This is a genomic window from Aquamicrobium soli (assembly GCF_042646345.1).
Taxonomy (GTDB): Bacteria; Pseudomonadota; Alphaproteobacteria; order Rhizobiales; family Rhizobiaceae; genus Mesorhizobium; species Mesorhizobium soli_A.
In genome coordinates this window covers 162,960-184,470 of the sequence record NZ_JBHRTK010000016.1, presented here as the reverse complement: position 1 = coordinate 184,470, position 21,511 = coordinate 162,960, and the positions used below count along the sequence as shown (strand labels likewise).

Genomic DNA, 21,511 nt, shown 5'->3' with positions numbered 1-21,511 from the left:
TGGAAAAATGCTGATCACCTGTCCCTATTGCGGCCCGCGCGACGCCATCGAGTTCACCTATCAGGGGGACGGTAACCGCGAGCGGCCCGATCCGGCCTCGCAGGACCTCGACGCCTGGAACGACTACGTCTATGGCCGGCTGAACCCGGCGGGCGACCACAACGAGATCTGGCAGCACTCCGGCGGCTGCCGCATGCATATGCGGGTGGTGCGCAACACGCTGACGCACGCCATTTCGAGCGCGGTGCCGGCGCGCGGCGACACCCATGCCAGGGCAAAGCGGCGCGGAGTGAAATCATGAGCGCGCGCCGTACCCACAAGCAGGGCCGCGCTGGGGGCGGCCGCATAGACCGCCAAAAAACCGTGCGCTTCATCTTCGACGGCGTTTCCTATTCCGGCCATCCCGGCGACACGCTGGCTTCGGCCATGCTCGCCAACGGAGTGACGCTGCTCGGCCGCTCGTTCAAGTACCACCGGCCGCGCGGCCTGCTTTCCGCCGGCGTCGACGAGCCGAACGCGCTGGTCACGATCCTGCGCGGCGAAGCGCGCGAGCCGAACATTCCGGCCACGATGGTCGAAATCCATGACGGCCTGACGGTGGTGAGCCAAAACCGCTCGCCGTCGCTGGCGTGGGATTTCCATGCGCTCAACCAGCTCGGCGGCAAGCTGCTGGCGGCAGGCTTCTACTACAAGACCTTCATGGGCCCGGCGATCGGACCACTGAAAGGCACCCGCTTCTGGATGTTCTGCGAGCATTTCATCCGCCGCGCCGCCGGCCTCGGCCGCGCCGGAACGGTCGCGGAAAACATCCGCTACGAACGCATGAACGCCTTTTGCGACGTGCTGGTGGTCGGCTCCGGCCCTGCCGGGCTTACGGCGGCCAGGGCGGCGAGCGACAGCGGCGCGAATGTCATCCTCGCCGAACTCGACCCGCATTTCGGCGGTTCGGCTAACTGGTCGGACGAGGAAATCGACATGAAGCCCGCAGCCGACTGGGCCAAGGGTATCGTGGAAGAATTGAGGGGCCGCCAGAACGTGCGCCTGCTGCCGCGCACGACTGTCTGGGGCTACTATGACGGCAACACGCTGGCGGCGATCGAGCGCGTCAGCGACCACAAGCCGGCGCCTGCCAAAGGCGAGCCGCGCCATCGCTACTGGACGATCCGCGCAAGGAAGGTCGTGCTCGCCACCGGTGCGCTGGAGCGGCCGCTGGTGTTTCCCGGCAACGACCGGCCGGGCGTCATGCTGGCCGACGCGGCTCGCCGCTACGCCAACGAGTTCGGCGTGCTGCCCGGCGAGCGGATCGCGCTGTTCACCAACAACGACAGCGCCTACCAGGCCGCGCTCGCATTGAAAAACGCCGGCGCGCAGATCGCGGCCATCGTCGACGTACGCACTGAGCCGTCCGAGGCCGTCCGCGCGCTGGCGCAGGCGGCGGGGGCCGAGCTTCTTGCCGGCCATGCCGTAATCGGCACCGAGGGCGCCAAGGCGCTTTCCTCCGTCACCGTGCAGCACTTCGACGCAGACGGCAAGCGGCTTTCCGGCGCGACGCGCGCCATCCAGGCCGACTGCCTGCTGGCGTCGGGCGGCTGGTCGCCGGCGATCCATCTGGCGAGCCAGGCCGGCGCGAAACCCGAATGGGATTCCCGCAAGCAGGCATTCCTGCCGCCGCAGCCCACGCAAGAATGGCTCGGCGCGGGCGCTTTCACCGGCAGTTTCTCGACGACCGGGGCGATTGCCGAAGGCCATGCGGCCGGCGTGTCGGCGGCTGGCGGGAAAGCCGCCCCCTTCGACCTGCCGGGCGTCCAGCCGGAACCCCTCGACCCCGATCCCGCCCCGATCTTCGAGATCAAGGCGGAAGGCAAGAGTTTCGTCGACTTCCAGCACGACGTCACCGCCGACGACGTGCGGCTTGCGCACCGCGAGGGCTTCGTCTCGGTCGAGCACCTGAAGCGCTACACCACGCTCGGCATGGCGACGGACCAGGGCAAGAGTTCCAACGTCCCGGGCCTCGCCATCATGGCGGATGCGCTCGGCAAGCCGATCCCGGAAGTGGGCACCACGCGCTTCCGGCCGCCTTTCTCGGCCGTTTCCATCGGCTCGATCGCCGGCGAACGCTACGGCGACATCAAGCCGGACCGGCTGACGCCGATGCACGACTGGCATGTCGAACACGGCGCGACCCTGTATTCGGCCGGCCTGTGGCACCGCCCGCAGATCTACGGGCTTCCCGGGGAAACTGTCGAGCAGGCTTACGTTCGCGAGGTGAAGGCCTCCCGCAGCACGGCTGGCATCGTCGATGTCTCGACGCTGGGCAAGATCGCCGTGCAGGGACCGGACGCGGCCGAATTCCTCGACCGCGTCTACACCAACCTTTTCTCGACCCTGCCGGTCGGCAAGGCGCGCTATGGACTGATGCTGCGCGAGGACGGCCTCGCCTTCGACGACGGTACCACCTGGCGGCTCGGCGCCAACGATTTCCTGATGACCACCACCACGGCCAATGCCGGCAAGGTGATGCAGCATCTGGAATATTTCCTCGACGTGATCTGGCCGGAGCTGCGCGTTACCGTCACCTCGGTTACCGACCAATGGGCGGGCGCGGCCATCGGCGGACCCAAGGCGCGCGAAATCCTGGCGAGTTGCGTCGAGGGCACGGCGGTCGACAACGCCGCCCTGCCCTTCATGGGTATCGTGCATGGGAAGATCGCCGGCGTGCCGGTGATGATCTGCCGGCTTTCCTTCTCCGGCGAGATGGCGTTCGAGGTCTATTGCGGCTCAGGCTTCGGCACGCATGTCTGGCAGGCGCTGATCGAGGCCGGCAAGCCGTTCGGGCTGGTGCCCTACGGGCTTGAGGCGCTCGGCACCATGCGCATCGAAAAGGGCCACGTCACCGGCGCCGAGATCGACGGCCGCACCACGGCGCGCGACCTGCACCTCGACTGGATGCTGTCGAAGAAGAAGCCGTTCATCGGTTCGGCGATGATGGACCGCGAGGGTCTGGCCGAGCCCACGCGCTTGCAACTGGTCGGCATCGTGGCGCTGGACAACCGGCCGCTCAACGGCGGCGCGCATATCGTCGAGGAACTCGACCAGGACAACCCGCACGGCTCGATCGGCCATGTCACCGCCTGCTGCTATTCGCCGATGCTCGGCAAATATATCGCGCTGGCGCTGGTCAAGCGCGGATCGGCGCTGCTGGGCACGCGTGCCTTCGTTTCCGACCCGCTGCGCAAGCGCTTCGGCCCGGTCGAGATCGTCTCCAACCACTTCTTCGACCCGGAAGGGAGCCGCATGCATGGCTGACAAATTGGGGACCCCTGACGTGGAGATCGAGCGCCAGTCGCCGCTCCGGCCGGTTTTCCAGCCCGGCTCGCACGGCAATCTCGAGGCTGGCGCCGGTGTTGCGCTGAGCGAGGTGCAGCCCGACTCGGTCGTGCAGCTTGCCGCCTGGCCGGGAGAGGAAAAGAAGCTGATCGCCGCCATCGCCGCGGTCACCGGCCTTTCGCTGCCCGATGGCGCGGGTGGCGGAGTTGCCAAGGGCGGAAAAGCCGCCTTCGGTGTCGCGCCCGGCAAATTCATGGCGGTTAGCGAGGACGACGACCTCGCGGCGGCCTTCGCCGACGCGGTACCGGCGGAAATGGGCACGGTCACCGACCTGTCGCATGGCCGTACCGTCATCCGCATCGAGGGTTCCAGGGCGGAATGGGTGCTGGCGAAGCTCTTCGCCATCGATTTTTCACCGACCGCCTTCCCGACCGGCTCGGCGCGCTCGACCGTGCATCACGAGATCTTCGCGCAGATCCAGCGCAGCGATGCCGAACAGTTCGACCTTTACGTGTTCCGCTCGTTCGCGCGCAGCTTCTGGAAGGTGCTCTGCCACGCCTGCGAAGAAGTCGGCTATGTCGTGAAATAGGCCAGGCGGCATCAGCCGGCGAAGGTGACCCAGGTCTCCAGCGGCTCGCGGTCCGTACGGAAGCCGTTTTCCGGCTTGCTCGTGTCTTCGTAGCCGAGCGCCATGCCGCAGACGACGATTTCCTCGTCCTTGATGTCGAGGATCGGCCTTATCTGCCTGTGGTAGGGCGCGAACGCCGCCTGCGGGCAGGTGTGCAGGCCCCTCGCCCGCGCCGCGATCATGATGTTTTGCAGGAACATGCCGTAGTCGATCCACGACCCCTTGTTCAGCCGGCGGTCGATGGTGAAGATCATGCCGACAGGCGCGTCGAAGAACACAAAATTCCGGTCGTGCTGGGCGCGCATGCGATCCACTTCACGCCGGCCGATGCCGAGCGCGCCGTAGAGCCCGAAGCCGTTGGCGCGCCGCCTTGCCTGGTACGGCTCGAAGAAATGGTCGGGGTAATATTTATACTCGTCCCACTCGACCTTTTCGGCGCGGATGCCGGAACTGAGGATAGCATCGGAAATGCGCTGCTTGACCTCGCCCTTGGTCACGTAGACGCGCCAAGGCTGCATGTTGGTGCCGGAAGGCGCGCGCGACGCAACCGCCAGGATGGCGCGGATCGCCTCGTCATCGACGGGATCGGGCAGGAAGGCGCGCACCGAGCGGCGCGAGGTGATCGCTTCGTCGACGATCGCCGCTTCATCGTCAATCAGGGGCATGTTTTCCGGTGCCAGCATGGCCTACCCATAGCAAGTGTCTGACCGGGCGTCCCCCGCCGCCGTTCACGCCCGTGCCTTTGCACCAAGCGGCGGTCGCGGGCAAGCACTTCTTCTGCCTTCGTGAAATCCCTCTTGATTTTTTCACGTATTCGGACTCTGATGAAATTATAGGGAATTTTTTCACGGAACCGTTTCGTGCCGCTGGCAGCATCTTCTCCAAGGCTGGACAATGGCGAGCGCCTGCTTGCCGGCGACATCCGCGCGCTGCGCAAGGCGCGGGGCCTTAAGCTTGCCGAGATCGCGCTGAATCTCGGCCGTTCGGTCGGCTGGGTGAGCCAGGTGGAACGCGGCCTGTCGATGCCGTCGCTGGAGGATTTGAGGGCGCTGGCGACGCTGTTCGGGGTTCCCGTCAGCCTATTCTTCGGCCACGACGTGCCGGAGGAGCGCGAGCGCGGCGTCGTCGTGCGCAGCGCGCAGCGGCGCTCGCTCGGCACCAGCGAATCGGGGCTGGTGGAAGAACTCTTGTCGCCCGACCTCGGCGGCAGTTTCGAGATGCTGCGTTCGGTGTTCGCGCCGGGCGCGGAACTCAAGACCGAGAACGAGCGGCCGACCGAGGAAGCCGGTTATGTCGTATCGGGCATTTTCGAAATCGAGATCGCCGGTGTGTGGCACCGGCTCAACGCCGGCGACAGCTTTCGCTTCGAGCATAAGCCGCATCGCTGGCGCAATCCCGGCCGCGAGCCGGCCGTCGTCATCTGGGTGGTTTCGCCGCCCGTCTATTGAGCAGGTTGTGGAGAGATAAACATGGCCGAACTACCAAGCCGGGCCCGGGTCGTCATCATCGGTGGCGGTGCCGTCGGCACTTCCTCGCTCTATCATCTCGCCAAGGCGGGCTGGAGCGACTGCGTGCTTCTGGAGAAGAACGAACTCACCTCCGGTTCCACCTGGCATGCGGCCGGCAACGTGCCGACCTTCTCGACCTCGTGGTCGCTGATGAACATGCAGCGTTATTCGACAGAGCTCTATCGCGGTCTCGCCGAGGCGGTCGACTACCCGATGAACTACCACGTCACCGGCTCGCTCAGGCTCGGCCATAGCCGCGAGCGCATGCGCGAATTCGAGCGCGCCAAGGGCATGGGCCGCTACCAGGGCATGGATATCGAGGTCGTCGGCGCCGACGAGATCAAGCGCCGCTACCCCTTCCTGGAAACGCACGGCCTCCAGGGCGCGCTCTACGACCCCAACGACGGCGACATCGACCCCGCGCAGTTGACGCAGGCGCTGGCCAAGGGCGCGCGCGACATGGGCGCCAGGATCATCCGTTTCTGCCCGGTCACCGGCGTGCGCCGCGAGAACGACGAATGGGTGGTCGAGACGATGCAGGGCGAAATCCGCTGCGAGATCGTCGTCAACGCTGCCGGCTACCGCGCGGCGGAAGTCGGAAAGATGTTCGGCCGGCAGGTGCCGATGATGGTGATGAGCCACCAGTACATCCTGTTCGAGGAAATCCCCGAACTCGCCGCCTGGTCCAGGGAACAGGGCCGCAAGCTGCCGCTGCTGCGCGACGTCGACACCTCCTGGTACCTGCGGCAGGAAAAGAACGGCATGAATCTCGGCCCCTACGAAAAGGGTTGCCGGGCGCACTGGGCGACCCCGGACGACCCGATGCCGGAGGATTTTTCCTTCCAGCTCTTCCCCGACGACCTCGACCGGCTGGAATGGTATCTCAACGACGCCACCGAGCGCGTGCCGATCCTCGGCACCGCCGGCCTTTCCAAGATGATCAACGGGCCGATCCCTTATGCGCCTGACGGCAACCCGCTGATCGGGCCGATGCCCGGCGTGCCCAACGCCTTCGAGGCCTGCGTGTTCACCTTCGGCATCTCGCAGGCCGGCGGCGCCGGCAAGGTGCTGGCCGAATGGGTGACCGAGGGCCAGACCGAATGGGACATGTGGTCGTGCGACCCGCGCCGCTTCACCGCCTTCGCTTCCGACCCGGCCTATTGCGTCACCAAGGGCAAGGAGGTCTATGCCAACGAATATGTGATCCAGTTCCCGCGCCGCGTGTGGCCGGAGGGCCGCAACCGGAAGCTCTCGGTCATCCACGACCGCATCGCGGCACTGGGCGCGCAGTTCGGCACCGCAAACGGATGGGAACGCGCCTTGTGGTACGCCAAGCCCGGCGACGACACATCGGCCGAAGCCACCCTCACCTTCGCCCGCTCCGGGCCGTGGGAACAGCGGGTGCGGGAGGAATGCCTGGCGGTGCGCGACGCGGCCGGCATTCTCGACCTGCCCGGCTTCTCGCGCTACCGCCTCGCCGGCGAAGGCGCGCGCGACTGGCTGTCGACGCAGATCACCGGCGCGGTGCCGAAGCCGGGGCGCATCGGCCTCGGCTACTTCGCCGACGACAGCGGCCGCATCGTCACCGAAATGTCGATCATGGCGATCGAGGAAAACCTGTTCTTCCTCATCACCGCTGCCTCGGCCGAACTTCACGACTTCGAGTGGCTACAAAAACATCTTCCGCAAGGCACTGGAATTGCGCTTGAAAACAAGACGGAAGAATTCTCCTGCCAGATCCTGTCCGGCCCCAATTCGCGCGCGATTCTCGCCGAACTCACCGATGCCGACCTTACGCTGCCCTGGCTCACGCACCAGTCCGCGCAGGTCGCGGGACATTGGTGCCAGCTGGTGCGGGTGTCGTTCGCCGGCGAACTCGGCTGGGAAATCCACACCAAGGTCGCCGACACCGCTGCCGTGTTCGACGCCGTCTGGCAGGCAGGCCAGAAGCATGGGCTGAAACCGTTCGGCATGTACGCGCTGGATTCGCTGCGGCTGGAGAAAGGCTACCGCGCCTGGAAGCAGGACCTTTCCACCGACTACACGGTTCTGCAGGGCGGGCTCGAACGCTTCGTCAAATGGGACAAGCCGGACTTCCGCGGCAAGGCGGCCCTTGCGGCCGAAAAGCAGCAGGGCGTGAAGAAGCGCTTCGTCACGCTCACCGTCGAGAACCCCGGCGACTGCGATGCGCCCTACATGGCGACGCTCTGGCACGGCGGCAAGATCGTCGGCGAAACGCTGTCAGGAGGCTGGGGCAACAGGGTGGACAAGTCGATCGCGCTCGGCATGCTGCGAGCCGACCTGAGCGAAGCCGGCACCGAGATCGAAGTCGAGATCTTCGGCGACCGCTTCAAGGCCGTCGTGCAGAAGGACGAGCCGCTCTGGGACCCGAAGAACGAGAGATTGCGAGCCTGACATGCCCAAACCGTCGTCCCGCGTTACCGGCCTCGTGCCATCCGGCAAGGATGGCTGGGAGGTCCATTTCGAAGCCGTGACACGCAAGGAAGCCGGCGAGCCGATCATCATCCTGTCGGTCGGCGATCATGACTTCGATACGCCGAAGGAAACGGTGGAGGCCTGCGTGGAGGCTGTGCGGGCCGGCCACCACCACTACACGCAGCTTTCCGGCACCCCTGCCCTGCGCGCGGCGTTGGCAAAGATATCGACGCAATCGACCGGCGTCGCCACCACGGCCGAACAGGTGATCGCGACGCCCGGTGGGCAGGCCGCCCTCTACGCCGCCGTGCAGAGCGTGCTCGACGACGGCGACCATGGCATCGTCGTGGCGCCCTATTACGCCACCTATCCGGGCACCTTCCGGGCGGCCAATGCCGAGTTTAGCGTGGTCGAAACGCGCTCGGAGGATGGCTTCCAGCCGGATGCGGCAACCATCGAGGCGGCGGCTCGGCCCAACACCCGCGCCATCCTGATCAATACGCCCAACAACCCGACCGGCGCCGTCTATACGCGCAAGGCGCTGGAGGGCATCGCCGACATCTGCCGCCGGCACGATCTCTGGCTTTTGTCCGACGAGGTTTATTGGACCCTCGGCGGCGGCGAGCATGTCTCGCCGCGCTCGCTGCCGGGCATGGCCGAGCGCACGCTGGTCATCAACTCGATGTCGAAAAGCCACGGCATGACCGGCTGGCGCCTCGGCTGGCTGGCCGGGCCGGAGCGGATGATCCAGCTTCTCACCGACCTCAACCTCGTTTCCACCTATGGCCTCGTCGACTTCATCTCGCATGCGGCGGTCGAGGCGCTGGAGAACGGCTACGGGGTCAAGGAAATCGCCGAGCGCTACGGCGGGCGCCGCACCGTGTTCCTCGACGCCATCCGCGGCATGAACGACGTCACCGTGCGTGGCTCGGAGGGCGGCATGTATGTCATGCTCGACATTTCCGCCATCGAGCCGGACGACGAGAAATTCGCCTGGGCCTTGCTCGACACCGAAAAGGTCGGGGTGACGCCGGGTTCGGCCTTCGGCGAGGCTGCCGCCGGCCATATCCGCATCAGCCTGTGCCAGCCGGAGCCCGTATTGCAGGAAGCGGCCGGGCGCCTGCGCCGTTTCGCCTCAAGCTACCGCAGGCAGGTCGCCTAATTTTCCACGAATAAACCAACCTCCAGGATCCAACATGGCTGCTCTTCCCACCAAGGCCCGCGTCGTCATCATCGGCGGCGGCGTATCCGGCTGTTCCGTCGCCTACCACCTCGCCAAGCTCGGCTGGACGGACATCGTGCTTCTGGAGCGAAAGCAGCTGACCAGCGGCACCACCTGGCACGCGGCCGGGCTGATCGGGCAGTTGCGCGCCACCGCCAACATGACCCGGCTGGCGAAATACACGGCCGACCTCTATTCCCGGCTGGAAGAGGAAACCGGCGTCGCCACCGGCATGCGCCAGTGCGGATCGATCTCGATCGCGCTGACCGAGGACCGCAAGGAGGAGCTTTATCGCGGCGCCTCGATGGCGCGGGCCTACGGCGTCGACGTCGAGGAAATCTCGCCCTCGGAAGCGAAGAACCGCTACCCGCATCTCGAAGTCTCGGACGTGAAGGGCGCCGTGTTCATCCCCAAGGACGGGCAAGGCGACCCGGCCAACATCACGCTGGCGCTGGCCAAGGGTGCGCGCCAGCTCGGCGCGAAGATATTCGAGCAGGCCAAGGTGACCGCGATTCATCAGCGCGAGGGGCGCGTCAGCGGCGTGACCGCCGTCATGAACGGCGAGACGACGACGATCGAATGCGAGCATGTGGTGAACTGCGCCGGCATGTGGGCGCGCGAGGTCGGCGCCTCGGTCGGCGTGCCGGTGCCGCTGCACGCCTGCGAGCATTTCTACATCGTCACGGAGGCCATTCCCGAGCTTGGCCGCCTGCCGGTGCTGCGCGTGCCCGACGAATGCGCCTACTACAAGGAAGACGCCGGCAAGATCCTGCTCGGCGCGTTCGAGCCGGTGGCGAAGCCCTGGGGCATGAACGGCATTCCCGAAGATTTCTGCTTCGACCAGTTGCCGGAGGATTTCGATCACTTCGAGCCGATCCTGGAAAAGGCGGTGAAGCGCATGCCGCTCCTGGCCGACGCTGGCATCCACACCTTCTTCAACGGGCCGGAAAGCTTTACCCCGGACGACCGCTACTATCTCGGCGAAGCGCCGCAACTGAAGAATTTCTGGGTCGCCTGCGGCTTCAACTCCATCGGTATCCAGTCCTCCGGCGGTTCCGGCATGGCGCTGGCGCAATGGATGCAGGACGGCGAGCCGCCCTTCGACCTGTGGGACGTGGACATCCGCCGCGTGCAGCCCTTCCAGGCCAACCGGAGCTATCTCTACCAGCGCTCCACCGAAACGCTCGGCCTGCTCTATGCCGACCATTTCCCCTACCGCCAGCCGGTGACCGCGCGCGGCGTGCGCCGTTCGCCCATCCACGAGCATCTGAAGGCGCGCGGCGCGGTGTTCGGCGAAACCGCCGGCTGGGAGCGCGCCAACTGGTTCGCTAGAGAGGGCCAGGAGCGCGAATACCGCTATTCCTGGAAGCGGCAGAACTGGTTCGACAACAACCGCGAGGAGCATCTGGCGGTCAGGAACAATGTCGGCCTGTTCGACATGACCTCGTTCGGCAAGATCAGGGTCGAGGGTCGCGACGCGCTAGCCTTCCTGCAACGGCTGTGCGCCAACGACATCGACGTTGCGCCGGGCAGGATCACCTACACCCAGATGCTGAACGAGCGCGGCGGCATCGAAAGCGACCTGACCATATCGCGGCTGTCGGAGACGGCCTTCTTCCTGGTGGTGCCGGGCGCGACACTGCAGCGCGACCTCGCCTGGCTGCGAAAGCACCTGCGCGACGAGTTCGTCGTCATCACCGACGTCACCGCCGCCGAATCCGTGCTGTGCCTGATGGGGCCGCGCGCCCGCGAGGTGATCCGCAAGGTGAGCCCGAACGACTTCTCCAACGAGAACAATCCGTTCGGCACCTTCCAGACGATCGAGATCGGCATGGGGCTGGCGCGCGCCCACCGCGTCACCTATGTCGGCGAGCTCGGCTGGGAGCTCTATGTCTCCACCGACCAGACGGCGCACGTGTTCGAGGCGCTGGAGGAGGCCGGCCGCGAATACGACCTCAAGCTGTGCGGCCTGCACACGCTGGACAGTTGCCGCATCGAAAAGGCCTTCCGCCATTTCGGCCACGACATCACCGACGAGGACCATGTTCTGGAGGCCGGCCTCGGCTTCGCGGTCAAGACCGGCAAGGGAGACTTCATCGGCCGCGATGCCGTGCTGAAGAAGAAGGAGGAAGGCCTGTCGCGCAGGATGGTGCAATTCCGCCTCACCGATCCGCAGCCGCTGCTCTTCCACAACGAGGCGCTGCTGCGCGACGGCAAGATCGTCGGCAACGTCACGTCGGGCAATTACGGCCACCACCTCGGCGGCGCCATCGGCATGGCTTACGTGCCGTCCAAGGGCGAGAGCGAAGCCGATATTTTGGGCTCAAGCTATGAAGTCGAAATCGCCGGCCAGCGCTTCAAGGCCGAGGCCTCGTTGAAGCCGATGTACGACCCGAAGGCGGAACGGGTGCGGATGTAACCGCACAAACGGCAGGGGCTGTTTACAGGGAGATACCCCCACCCCTAACCCCTCCCCACAAGGGGGAGGGGAATTCTGCCGCTGCTCTGCCAAGAACCCGGCGGCTACGCAGAGCTTGTCGGCCCGTGTTCCCCCTCCCCCTTGTGGGGAGGGGCTAGGGGTGGGGGTTACTTCACAGGAAGGTTGCCCCCGCACACCGACGGGGACCGTTAAATCCGACCAGCCAATCGCCCAGGTGGCATCACCCGCCTACCCAGGGCATGAAACCGGCTCAGAACGGAATTTCGTCGTCCAGGTCGCGAGAACCACCGCCGCCACCGCCGCCCGGGCGGCCGCCGCCGGAACCGCCACGGCCGAAGGAATCGTTCGGGCCGGACTGGCCGAAGTCCGAGCCGCGCCCGTAACCACCGCCGCCACCACCGCCGGAATAGCTGCCGACCTGGCCGCCTTCGCCGCCCTGCCCGCGCGCATCGAGCATCTGCAACTCACCCCGGAACTTCTGCAGCACGACTTCGGTGGAATACCGCTCGACGCCGTCCTTTTCCCATTTACGGGTCTGCAGGGAGCCTTCGATATAAACCTTCATGCCCTTCTTGAGGTACTGCTCGGCGACCTTGCCCAGGTTGTCGTTGAAAATGACCACCTGGTGCCACTCGGTCTTTTCCTTGCGCTCGCCGGAATTCTTGTCGCGCCAAGTCTCGGAGGTCGCGATGCGCAGATTGACGACCATGTCACCCGAGTTCAGGCGGCGGACTTCCGGGTCCGCGCCGAGATTGCCCACCAGAATGACCTTGTTGACGCTACCCGCCATGAATCTTCTCCACGCTCATCCGAAACAGACTTTCGCCGCACCTTACAGGGCAGCAGTCAACCGCGCCGCCCCTCGGCGCTCTTTCCCACACTATTTTTGTTCTCTTTATGTTCTGACATCCCTCGCCTTCTGTCAAGATATTATCCCGAAAGCCCCGATCGGGCACGCTCTGACCGCGGCAGGCCGGGCTGGTCGGACCGAAGCAGGTCCTTTATACTGACGGGCATGCCCCGCTTCGCTTCCCTGTTCGCCTGCATCGCTCTATCGATTGCTGCCGTCCCGGCCTTCGCGAAAGACGCCGCGCCGCCCGCCAACAGCACACTGCCGGGCGTCGACAAGCCGTATCGCATCGTCAAGCCGCTGGCGCCCGAGCCCGACGAACCAGCCACTACCAAGCCCGGCCAATTCAAGATCGGCGACATGGACGTGCATATCAGCGGCAATGTCATTGTCGATATCGGTGCCGGCCCTCTTCAGCCGCGTGGCCGTCGGTAAGGGTATTTTCAGCAGCCATAAAGCGGAACAGACCCCCGGCGCCTCGCGACAGGTCCGCGTTCCCTTTACCCGCAAGCCATACAGAACGGCCCCGCCGCTGCCTGAGCAGGCGGCCGGGGCCTGTGTGATGTCCCATCACGGTTTGCCGGGAGTGGTTTACCGGCGTTGGATTTCGGATGCCCTTAACGGCTCGCGCCGTCGATCCGACTATGGTCTCTGATTGTTGGAATCGGCAAAGCAGCTTTGAGGCTGAACCGTGTCAACCCGGTAGGCTAGGCCTGCCGTGGCTCCATCATCGCGTGGAGCCTGCTGGGACTGTCCGGTGGAGTCATACCTCGCTCCTTCTGTCCGTTGGACACCGTCGCCTGAAGTTCGCCTCCGCCGGCCTGCGGCGCCTCGCAAGCGGCTCTCACCAGAGCCTGTTCGGCTAAAAGCGAACTTTCCTTGACGCTCCAATGGTGCCCCGCGCCTGCCGCCGCGTCAACAGCGCGAAGGCGCGGGATACAAAATGTGATCGCTCCCGATCCCCCGACTACCCCGGCTTGTCAGTAGTCGTTCGTTTTTTGTTCTTTATGCTTGCCCGCCCGCGCGAAAGGCGGTTAAACGCTGATGAAGAAATTCCGGGCCTCTCGACGTGGCGGCGAGAATGCCTACATGAGGGGTTGGCGGCGGCCCGCCGATCCATGACATTCCAATCTGAGGCGGCGAGCGGCAATGGCCGATCATAAATACCTGTCCATTCGCGGAGCGCGCGAGCACAACCTGAAGAATGTCGATCTCGACCTGCCGCGTGACACGCTCATCGTCATGACCGGCCTGTCCGGCTCGGGCAAATCCTCGCTGGCCTTCGACACCATCTATGCCGAAGGCCAGCGCCGCTATGTCGAGAGCCTGTCGGCCTATGCGCGGCAGTTCCTTGAGATGATGCAGAAGCCGGACGTCGACCAGATCGACGGCCTGTCGCCCGCCATCTCCATCGAGCAGAAGACCACCTCGAAGAACCCGCGCTCGACCGTCGGCACGGTCACGGAAATCTACGACTATATGCGGCTTCTGTTCGCGCGCGTCGGCATTCCCTATTCGCCGGCGACAGGCCTGCCGATCGAAAGCCAGACCGTCTCGCAGATGGTCGACCGGGTGCTGGCGCTGGAGGAAGGCACGCGGCTTTACCTGCTCGCCCCCATCGTGCGCGGGCGCAAGGGCGAGTACCGCAAGGAGTTGCTGGAACTTCAGAAAAAGGGCTTCCAGCGCGTCAAGGTCGACGGCACATTCTACGAGATCGCCGACGTGCCGGCGCTGGACAAGAAGTACAAGCACGACATCGACGTGGTGGTCGACCGCATCGTGGTGCGGCCCGACCTCGCCACCCGCCTCGCCGACTCCATCGAGACGGCGCTGAAACTGGCCGACGGGCTTTGCGTGGCCGAATTCGCCGACAAGCCGCTGCCGCCGGAAGAGACGGCGGAAGGCGGTGCAGCCAACAAGTCGGCCAACGATACGCATGAACGCATCCTGTTTTCGGAAAAGTTCGCCTGCCCGGTATCCGGCTTCACCATCCCCGAAATCGAGCCGCGGCTTTTCTCCTTCAACAACCCGTTCGGCGCCTGCCCGACCTGCGACGGGCTGGGCAGCCAGCGCGCGATCGACGCCAGCCTGGTGGTGCCGGACGACAATCTCTCGCTGCGGGCCGGCGCCATCGGCCCGTGGGCGAAATCGACCTCGCCCTATTACGCGCAGACGCTGGAAGCGCTGGGCAAGGTCTATGGCTTCAAGCTCTCCGACAAGTTCAAGGATCTCGACGACGAGGCGAAGGACGCCATCCTGCACGGCACCGGAGAGCGGGAAATCGCCTTCCAGTATGACGACGGCCTGCGCTCCTACAAGACCACCAAGACCTTCGAGGGCGTGATCCCCAACCTCGAACGGCGCTGGAAGGAGACGGAGTCGGCCTGGATGCGCGAGGAGATCGAGCGCTTCATGTCGGCCACCCCCTGCCCCGCCTGCAACGGTTATCGGCTGAAGCCCGAAGCGCTCGCGGTCAAGGTCGGGGGCCTGCATATCGGCCAGGTCACTGAAATGTCGATCCGCAAGGCCAACCAGTGGTTTGCCGACCTGCCGGCGCAGTTGAACGAAAAGCAGAACGAGATCGCCGTGCGCGTGCTCAAGGAAATCCGCGAGCGGCTGCGTTTCCTCAACGATGTCGGCCTCGACTACCTTACGCTGGCGCGCAATTCCGGCACGCTGTCGGGCGGCGAAAGCCAGCGCATCCGGCTCGCCTCGCAGATCGGCTCCGGCCTCACCGGCGTGCTCTACGTGCTGGACGAGCCGTCGATCGGTCTGCACCAGCGCGACAACTCGCGCCTGCTCGATACGCTGAAGCACCTGCGCGACATCGGCAACACCGTCATCGTCGTCGAGCATGACGAGGACGCCATCCTGCACGCCGACTACGTGGTCGACATCGGGCCGGCGGCCGGCATCCACGGCGGCCGCGTCATTGCCGAGGGCACGCCGCGGCAGATCATGGCGAATCCCAACTCCATCACCGGCAAATACCTGTCGGGCGAACTGGAGATCGCCATGCCGGCCGAACGCCGCCAGGGTAAGAAGGGCAAGCGCATCAAGGTAGTCGGCGCGCGCGGCAACAACCTGAAGAACGTGACGGCTGAAATCCCGCTCGGCACCTTCACCTGCGTCACCGGCGTCTCGGGCGGCGGCAAGTCGACCTTCCTCATCGAAACGCTGTTCAAGGCCGCCTCGCGCCGCATCATGGGTTCGCGCGAGCATCCGGCCGAGCATGACCGCATCGAAGGACTGGAATTCCTCGACAAGGTGATCGACATCGACCAGAGCCCGATCGGGCGCACGCCGCGCTCCAACCCGGCCACCTATACCGGCGCCTTCACGCCGATCCGCGACTGGTTTGCCGGCCTGCCGGAAGCCAAGGCGCGCGGCTACCAGCCTGGCCGCTTCTCCTTCAACGTCAAGGGGGGGCGCTGCGAGGCCTGCCAGGGCGACGGCGTCATCAAGATCGAGATGCACTTCCTGCCCGACGTCTACGTCACCTGCGACGTCTGCCACGGCAAGCGCTACAACCGCGAGACGCTGGACGTCGTCTTCAAGGGCAAGTCGATCGCCGACGTGCTCGACATGACGGTGGAGGAAGGCGTCGAATTCTTCTCGGCGGTGCCGGCGGTGCGCGACAAGCTGGAGACGCTGAAGCAGGTAGGCCTCGGCTACATCAAGATCGGCCAGCAGGCGACGACGCTTTCCGGCGGCGAGGCGCAGCGCATCAAGCTCGCCAAGGAACTGTCGCGCAAGGCGACCGGCAAGACCCTCTACATCCTCGATGAGCCGACCACGGGCCTGCACTTCCACGACGTGGCCAAGCTCCTGGAAGTGCTGCACGAACTGGTCGAGCAAGGCAACACGGTGGTGGTCATCGAGCACAATCTGGAGGTCATCAAGACCGCCGACTGGATCCTCGACCTCGGTCCCGAAGGGGGCGACGGCGGTGGCGAACTGGTGGCAAGCGGCCCGCCGGAGGCGATCGTCGCCGAGCCTCGCAGCTATACCGGCCAGTTTCTGAAAGAACTGCTGGAGCGCAGGCCCGGCGGGAAACGGGAAGCGGCTGAATAGACCGCAAGGACAGCGAGGGCACGGCGCCATGATGAGGCAAGCGGTTTCCGATGATCTCAGCGCCGTCGTCGACTTGACCGACCTCGCCTACGCGCCCTGGACCCCGCTGCTCGGCGCGCCGCCCGTTCCCGTCACCGAAGACTATGCGCCGCGCATCGAGCGCGGCGAGGTCTGGCTGAGGGAAGAGGGCGCGGATACGACCGGGCTCGTCGTGCTCGAACGGCATGCCGACCATGCCATGATCTTCAGCCTCGTCGTCGCGCCCGCCTTCCAGCACCGTGGCCTGGCCTTGGTCCTGCTGCGGTGGTCGGAGCAACAGGCGCGCGACTGGGGCGTTCCGGAGATCAGGCTGTTCGCCAGTTCGAAGATGGAGCGGAATCTCGCTATCTACGCACGCTACGGTTTCCATGAAACGGGTCGCGGGCCGCATCCTTACCGGCAAGGATGGACGATCGTGAACATGGCGAAATCGGTCGACCGGCCCGCCGCCTGACGCATCGAAGGGAGACAGGACAATGGCGAACTCCGGAAAAATCCGCTCCGGCATGGGCGGCTGGACCTTCGAGCCGTGGGACACGTCGTTTTACCCTGAAAAACTAGCCAAGGCGAAGCAGCTTCACTACGCCTCGCGGCAGGTGCCGACCATCGAGGTCAACGGCACCTACTATTCGAGCTTCAAGGAGCCAACCTTCGTAAAGTGGGCCAATGAATCGCCGGAAAGCTTTGTTTTTTCATTGAAAGGCAATCGCTTCGTCACCAATCGCCGGGTGCTCGGCGAAGCCGGCGAATCGATGACGAGGTTCCTGGAATCCGGCGTCGCGGCGCTGGGCGACAAGCTCGGGCCGATCCTGTGGCAGTTCATGCCGACGAAGAAATTCGATCCCGAGGACTTCGAGGCTTTCCTGAAGCTACTGCCGGAAAAGCAGGATGGCGTGAAGCTGCGCCACGCGCTCGAGGTCCGCAACGACAGCTTCGTCACGCCGGGATTCGTGGCGCTGGCCCGAAAATACAAGACCGCGATCGTTTATGCCGACCACGCCAAATATCCGGCCATCGCCGATGTCACCGGCGATTTCGTCTACGCGCGCCTGCAGACCGGCAAGGACGACAATCCCGACTGCTATGAGCCCAAGCGCCTGGACGAATGGGCCGAGCGGGCCAAGACCTGGGCCGAAGGTAAGATGCCGGCCGACCTGCCCCGCGCCGACCCGTCGGCCGAGGCGCCGGTGCAGCCGCGCGACGTGTTCGTCTACTTCATCACCGAGGGCAAGGTACGCGCTCCCTTCGGCGCCATGGCGCTGATGAAGCGCGTGGAGGGCAAGTAGCCGAAGCCCTGCCCAGCCCCCGCCGGTAGTTGTCAGGCGGACGCGAGCAGCGTGGCGTTACCGCCGGCGGCGGTCGTGTCGACGCAAACCCCGCGCTCATGCGCATAGGCGGCCGGATACAGCACTTCGCTGATCAGCGGCACGATGGGTCCGCTGCGCGAGGCGATGGACCGGCGCACGGTTGCCATCACCTCCGGCGCGCCGGAAAAGGCCACGGCATCCACCCGCAGCGAACGCGCCTCGACCGGATCGGTACGGCCGTCGATCGCCGCGATCGGCAGGTCCTTGCCGGTCAGGGCCGACAGAGCCACCGGCGCGCCGGGCGCGACCGCCAGCACCGCATTGCCGGCAGCCAGAGCCTGGATCGCCTGCGCCAGCAGCGTCTCGCCGTCCGGCCCAAGGCAAAGGACGCGCCCGCGCGGCACCAGCGACAGCGTGTTGGCCTCGCCCGTCGGCCCCGGCAGGTCGACCTGGCCGAACTCCAGGCTGGCTGCGGCGGCCATCGCGGCGGCGCCCTTGCCGCGCAGATTCTTGCGCAGCACCGCAACGCGGTCCGGCCGCGTCGACCAGCCGCCCATATCCGGGTCCGGCAGGTTGTCGGCCAGTTCGGCCGCCGTCACCTTGCGGCCCTCGACCGGCTGGCTGCCGGCCTCGGCGCCGATGCGGAACCGGCGCAGATAGTGCGGGCCGCCCGCCTTGGGTCCGGTGCCGGAAAGCCCCTCCCCGCCGAAAGGCTGAGAACCGACGACGGCGCCGATCTGGTTGCGGTTGACATAGATGTTGCCAGCATGGATGCGGTCGACGAAATGCTGCACGCGCCCCTCGATGCGCGTGTGCAGGCCGAAGGTAAGGCCATAGCCCTTGCGGTTGATCGAGGAGATCACGGCGTCGATATCGTCGGCCTCGAAAGTCGCCACGTGCAGGACCGGGCCGAACACCTCGCGCTCCATTTCCTCGATCCCCGAAATACGGAAAATCTGCGGCGCGACGAAACGGCCTTCGTCCGGCGACTTCAGCGTAGCGACCAGCCGCCCCTCCATGAACATCTTGTTGCAGTAATTCTCGATCGAGGAGCGGGCCTCGTCGTCGATGACCGGGCCGACGTCGGTGGAAAGCTGCCAGGGGTCGCCTACCTTCAGCGCTTCCATCGCCCCCTTCAGCATTTCCAGCGTCTTTTTCTCCACGTCCTTCTGGACATAGAGCACGCGCAGGGCCGAGCAGCGCTGGCCGGCGCTCTGGAAGGCGGAAGCGAGAATGTCGCGCACCGCCTGTTCGGGCAAGGCGGTGGAATCCACGATCATCGCGTTGAGCCCGCCCGTTTCGGCAATCAGCATGGCGTTGGGCGCGGCCGTCGTGGCGAGTTGTCTTTCGATCAGCTTGGCGACTTCCGTCGAGCCGGTGAAGCAGACACCGGCGATGCGAGGGTCGGCCGTCAGCGGCCCGCCGACGGCCGGACCGTCGCCGGGCAGAAGCTGGAGAACGTCGTCGGGGACGCCGGCCTCACGCAGCAGTTGCACCGCCCGGAAAGCGATCAGCGGCGTCTGCTCGGCCGGCTTGGCAACGACGGCATTGCCGGTAACGAGCGCTGCCGCGATCTGGCCGGTGAAGATGGCGAGCGGGAAATTCCACGGGGAAATGCAGGCAATGACGCCGCGCGCGCTCGTTGCCTGCTCCACCTCGCCCGCCTGGGCCGCATAGTAATGCAGGAAGTCCACCGCTTCGCGCAGTTCGGCGATGCCGTCGGCAAGGCTCTTTCCGGCCTCGCGGGTGGCGAGCGCGAAAAATTCGACGGCGTTGGCCTCGTAGAGGTCGGCGGCCCGCTCCAGAATGGCGGCGCGTTCGCTCACCGGACGCTTTGCCCAGGCTGGCTGCGCCTTCACCGCAAGCGCGACGGCGGCCGAGACCTGGCCGGTATCGGCATCCTCCACCGTGCCCACCAGTTCGTCCGGCTTGGCGGGGTTCACGATCCGCTGCTGCGCCCCGCGACCGGGCGCGGAGGTCAGCGGCTTGGCGTGCCAGTTATACGGCCTGTCGAAGGCGGCGCGGGCCTTGTCGAGCGCGGCCAGCGTCTCCGGATCGGTCAGGTCCCAGCCCTTCGAATTGCGCCGCGTGCCCGAAAAGATCGCCGAGGGCACCGGGATATTGGGGTTGCGCGCCGGGCCCTGGCTTTCCACCGTCTCGAACGGGTCGCGCGCGATGACGCGTGGGGCCACCTGCTCGTCGGTCAACTGGTGCACGAAGGAGGAGTTCGCGCCGTTCTCCAGCAGGCGCCGCACCAGATAGGCAAGCAGGTCGGAATGCGCGCCCACCGGCGCATAGATGCGACAACGGGTGCCTTCGGCCTTGCGCACCGTCTCGTGCAGCGCCTCGCCCATGCCGTGCAGGCGCTGGAACTCGAAGGAATCGCGGTCCTTGGCCATCGATAGAATGGCGGCGACCGTATGCGCGTTGTGGGTGGCGAACTGCGGGTAGATGCAATCGGTCATGCCGAGCAGTTTCTTCGCGCAGGCGATGTAGGAGACATCCGTATTGGGCTTGCGCGTGAATACCGGATAGCCGGGCAGGCCCAGCACCTGTGCCCGCTTGATTTCGGTATCCCAATAGGCGCCCTTGACCAGCCGCACCATGATCTTGCGGGCGAGCTTTTTTGCCAGCGCATGGAGCCAGTCGATGGCGAAGGCGGCGCGCGGGCCGTAGGCCTGCACGACGACGCCGAAACCGTCCCATTCCGCCAGCCGGGGGTCGGCCAGCACGCGCTCGATGACGTCGAGCGACAGGTCGAGACGGTCGGCCTCCTCGGCGTCGATGTTGAGGCCCATGCGGGCGTTGCGGGCCGCCAGCGCCAGCGACAGCAGGCGCTCGGCCATCACCGGCAGCATCGTCTCCTTCTGCGCCACCTCATAGCGCGGGTGCAGCGCCGAAAGCTTGACCGAGATGCCGTGGTTGTAGCGGATGTCCGGCCCGTTGGCGCCGGAATCGAGCGACGAGATCGCGTCGGCATAGGCCTTCAGATAGCGCAGCGCGTCGGCTTCCGTGCGGGCCGCCTCGCCCAGCATGTCGAAGGAATAGAGATAGCCCTTCTGGATCATCGGACGACCGCGCTTCATCGCTTCCGCGATGGTGCGGCCAAGCACGAACTGCTCGCCCATTTCGCGCATCGCGGCGGCAACCGCCTTGCGGATGACCGGCTCGCCGAGACGGCGGACCATGGCGCGCAAGGTGCCTTCGATACCGCTTTCGCCTTCGTCGAGAACGCGGCCGGTGAGCATCAGCGCCCAGGTCGACGCGTTGACGAAGATGGAACTCGATCCGCCCGAATGCGCCGACCAGTCGTGCGGCGCGATCTTGTCGGCGATCAGTTCGTCCATGGTCTCGGCGTCGGGCACCCGCAGCAGCGCTTCCGCCAGGCACATCAGCGCCACACCCTCGCGGGTCGAAAGGCCGTAGGCGGATAGAAAGACCTCCATCAGCCGCGGGTCGGTGGAACCGCGAACCGCATTCACGAGGCCGACAGCGCGGGCCGAAATCGCCTTGCGCTCGTCCGCGGAAAGGTCGGCGGCCTTGACCAGCCGCGACAGGGCTTCATCCTCGTCGGGGAGAAGATTGGCACGAATCTGCTGACGAAGGGCATCGAGTGCGGACATGGTTTTCCTACAGCTTCGCTGGCGCGCTCCGACGGCTGCCGAAGCGGGATACCGGAA

At 65.7% G+C, this 21,511-nt stretch carries 14 protein-coding genes; 11 read left to right on the top strand and 3 right to left on the bottom strand.

Annotated features, from left to right (window positions below):
• Window positions 1–7: 7 nt before the first annotated feature.
• The 3 genes from ACFOHJ_RS17430 to soxG are packed head-to-tail and all read left to right on the top strand — an operon-like array spanning window position 8 to window position 3,916.
• On the top strand, window positions 8–301 hold the full coding sequence (locus ACFOHJ_RS17430) for a sarcosine oxidase subunit delta (protein WP_378222697.1): 294 nt from the start codon (window positions 8–10) through the stop codon (window positions 299–301).
• A complete protein-coding gene (locus ACFOHJ_RS17425) occupies window positions 298–3,306 on the top strand; it encodes a sarcosine oxidase subunit alpha (RefSeq protein ID WP_378222695.1) in 3,009 nt (1,002 codons plus the stop codon). Before ACFOHJ_RS17430 ends, ACFOHJ_RS17425 begins: the two co-directional genes overlap by 4 nt.
• Window positions 3,299–3,916 (top strand): sarcosine oxidase subunit gamma family protein, encoded by a 618-nt coding sequence (gene soxG / locus ACFOHJ_RS17420; protein ID WP_378222692.1) that lies wholly within the window; start codon window positions 3,299–3,301, stop codon window positions 3,914–3,916. Before ACFOHJ_RS17425 ends, soxG begins: the two co-directional genes overlap by 8 nt.
• A gap of 11 nt (window positions 3,917–3,927) precedes the next feature.
• Here the strand turns inward: soxG and ACFOHJ_RS17415 are convergent, their stop codons facing one another.
• A complete protein-coding gene (locus tag ACFOHJ_RS17415; protein WP_378222690.1) occupies window positions 3,928–4,638 on the bottom strand; it encodes a nitroreductase in 711 nt (236 codons plus the stop codon).
• Window positions 4,639–4,860: 222 nt separating this feature from the next.
• On the opposite strand from ACFOHJ_RS17415, the gene ACFOHJ_RS17410 reads away from it, so the two are divergent.
• The 4 genes from ACFOHJ_RS17410 to ACFOHJ_RS17395 are packed head-to-tail and all read left to right on the top strand — an operon-like array spanning window position 4,861 to window position 11,540.
• The gene (locus ACFOHJ_RS17410) at window positions 4,861–5,403 is read left to right on the top strand and encodes a helix-turn-helix domain-containing protein (RefSeq protein ID WP_378223051.1); all 543 of its coding nucleotides are present in this window, start codon (window positions 4,861–4,863) and stop codon (window positions 5,401–5,403) included.
• Between the two features lie 21 nt (window positions 5,404–5,424).
• Window positions 5,425–7,878 (top strand): GcvT family protein, encoded by a 2,454-nt coding sequence (locus tag ACFOHJ_RS17405; protein ID WP_378222689.1) that lies wholly within the window; start codon window positions 5,425–5,427, stop codon window positions 7,876–7,878.
• 1 nt (window position 7,879) lies between these two features.
• On the top strand, window positions 7,880–9,061 hold the full coding sequence (locus ACFOHJ_RS17400; RefSeq protein WP_378222686.1) for a pyridoxal phosphate-dependent aminotransferase: 1,182 nt from the start codon (window positions 7,880–7,882) through the stop codon (window positions 9,059–9,061).
• 34 nt (window positions 9,062–9,095) lie between these two features.
• Window positions 9,096–11,540, top strand: a complete 2,445-nt coding sequence (locus ACFOHJ_RS17395) for a GcvT family protein (RefSeq protein WP_378222684.1) — start codon at window positions 9,096–9,098, stop codon at window positions 11,538–11,540.
• 271 nt (window positions 11,541–11,811) lie between these two features.
• Here the strand turns inward: ACFOHJ_RS17395 and ssb are convergent, their stop codons facing one another.
• A complete protein-coding gene (gene ssb / locus ACFOHJ_RS17390) occupies window positions 11,812–12,351 on the bottom strand; it encodes a single-stranded DNA-binding protein (RefSeq protein ID WP_378222681.1) in 540 nt (179 codons plus the stop codon).
• A 225-nt stretch (window positions 12,352–12,576) separates the two neighbouring features.
• Between ssb and ACFOHJ_RS17385 the strand changes: the two genes are divergently transcribed.
• The 4 genes from ACFOHJ_RS17385 to ACFOHJ_RS17370 all read left to right on the top strand — a co-directional run bounded on the left by ACFOHJ_RS17385 (window position 12,577) and on the right by ACFOHJ_RS17370 (window position 17,810).
• Entirely contained in the window at window positions 12,577–12,846 is a 270-nt protein-coding gene (locus ACFOHJ_RS17385) for a hypothetical protein (protein ID WP_378222678.1), read from the top strand.
• Between the two features lie 714 nt (window positions 12,847–13,560).
• Entirely contained in the window at window positions 13,561–16,485 is a 2,925-nt protein-coding gene (gene uvrA / locus ACFOHJ_RS17380; protein ID WP_378222676.1) for an excinuclease ABC subunit UvrA, read from the top strand.
• A gap of 31 nt (window positions 16,486–16,516) precedes the next feature.
• Entirely contained in the window at window positions 16,517–16,978 is a 462-nt protein-coding gene (locus tag ACFOHJ_RS17375; RefSeq protein WP_378223049.1) for a GNAT family N-acetyltransferase, read from the top strand.
• Window positions 16,979–17,000: 22 nt separating this feature from the next.
• Entirely contained in the window at window positions 17,001–17,810 is an 810-nt protein-coding gene (locus ACFOHJ_RS17370) for a DUF72 domain-containing protein (protein ID WP_378222673.1), read from the top strand.
• A gap of 32 nt (window positions 17,811–17,842) precedes the next feature.
• On the opposite strand, the gene putA is transcribed toward ACFOHJ_RS17370, so the two are convergent.
• On the bottom strand, window positions 17,843–21,454 hold the full coding sequence (gene putA, locus ACFOHJ_RS17365) for a bifunctional proline dehydrogenase/L-glutamate gamma-semialdehyde dehydrogenase PutA (RefSeq protein WP_378222671.1): 3,612 nt from the start codon (window positions 21,452–21,454) through the stop codon (window positions 17,843–17,845).
• Between the last annotated feature and the right edge of the window lie 57 nt (window positions 21,455–21,511).

Coding starts and splice junctions, on each gene's coding strand:
- soxG (WP_378222692.1), top strand. CDS start 3,299: ATGGCTGACAAATTGGGGACCCCTGACGTGGAGATCGAGCGCCAGTCG.
- putA (WP_378222671.1), bottom strand. CDS start 21,454: ATGTCCGCACTCGATGCCCTTCGTCAGCAGATTCGTGCCAATCTTCTC.
- ACFOHJ_RS17370 (WP_378222673.1), top strand. CDS start 17,001: ATGGCGAACTCCGGAAAAATCCGCTCCGGCATGGGCGGCTGGACCTTC.
- uvrA (WP_378222676.1), top strand. CDS start 13,561: ATGGCCGATCATAAATACCTGTCCATTCGCGGAGCGCGCGAGCACAAC.
- ACFOHJ_RS17375 (WP_378223049.1), top strand. CDS start 16,517: ATGAGGCAAGCGGTTTCCGATGATCTCAGCGCCGTCGTCGACTTGACC.
- ACFOHJ_RS17425 (WP_378222695.1), top strand. CDS start 298: ATGAGCGCGCGCCGTACCCACAAGCAGGGCCGCGCTGGGGGCGGCCGC.
- ACFOHJ_RS17415 (WP_378222690.1), bottom strand. CDS start 4,638: ATGCTGGCACCGGAAAACATGCCCCTGATTGACGATGAAGCGGCGATC.
- ACFOHJ_RS17400 (WP_378222686.1), top strand. CDS start 7,880: ATGCCCAAACCGTCGTCCCGCGTTACCGGCCTCGTGCCATCCGGCAAG.
- ACFOHJ_RS17405 (WP_378222689.1), top strand. CDS start 5,425: ATGGCCGAACTACCAAGCCGGGCCCGGGTCGTCATCATCGGTGGCGGT.
- ACFOHJ_RS17385 (WP_378222678.1), top strand. CDS start 12,577: ATGCCCCGCTTCGCTTCCCTGTTCGCCTGCATCGCTCTATCGATTGCT.
- ssb (WP_378222681.1), bottom strand. CDS start 12,351: ATGGCGGGTAGCGTCAACAAGGTCATTCTGGTGGGCAATCTCGGCGCG.
- ACFOHJ_RS17430 (WP_378222697.1), top strand. CDS start 8: ATGCTGATCACCTGTCCCTATTGCGGCCCGCGCGACGCCATCGAGTTC.
- ACFOHJ_RS17395 (WP_378222684.1), top strand. CDS start 9,096: ATGGCTGCTCTTCCCACCAAGGCCCGCGTCGTCATCATCGGCGGCGGC.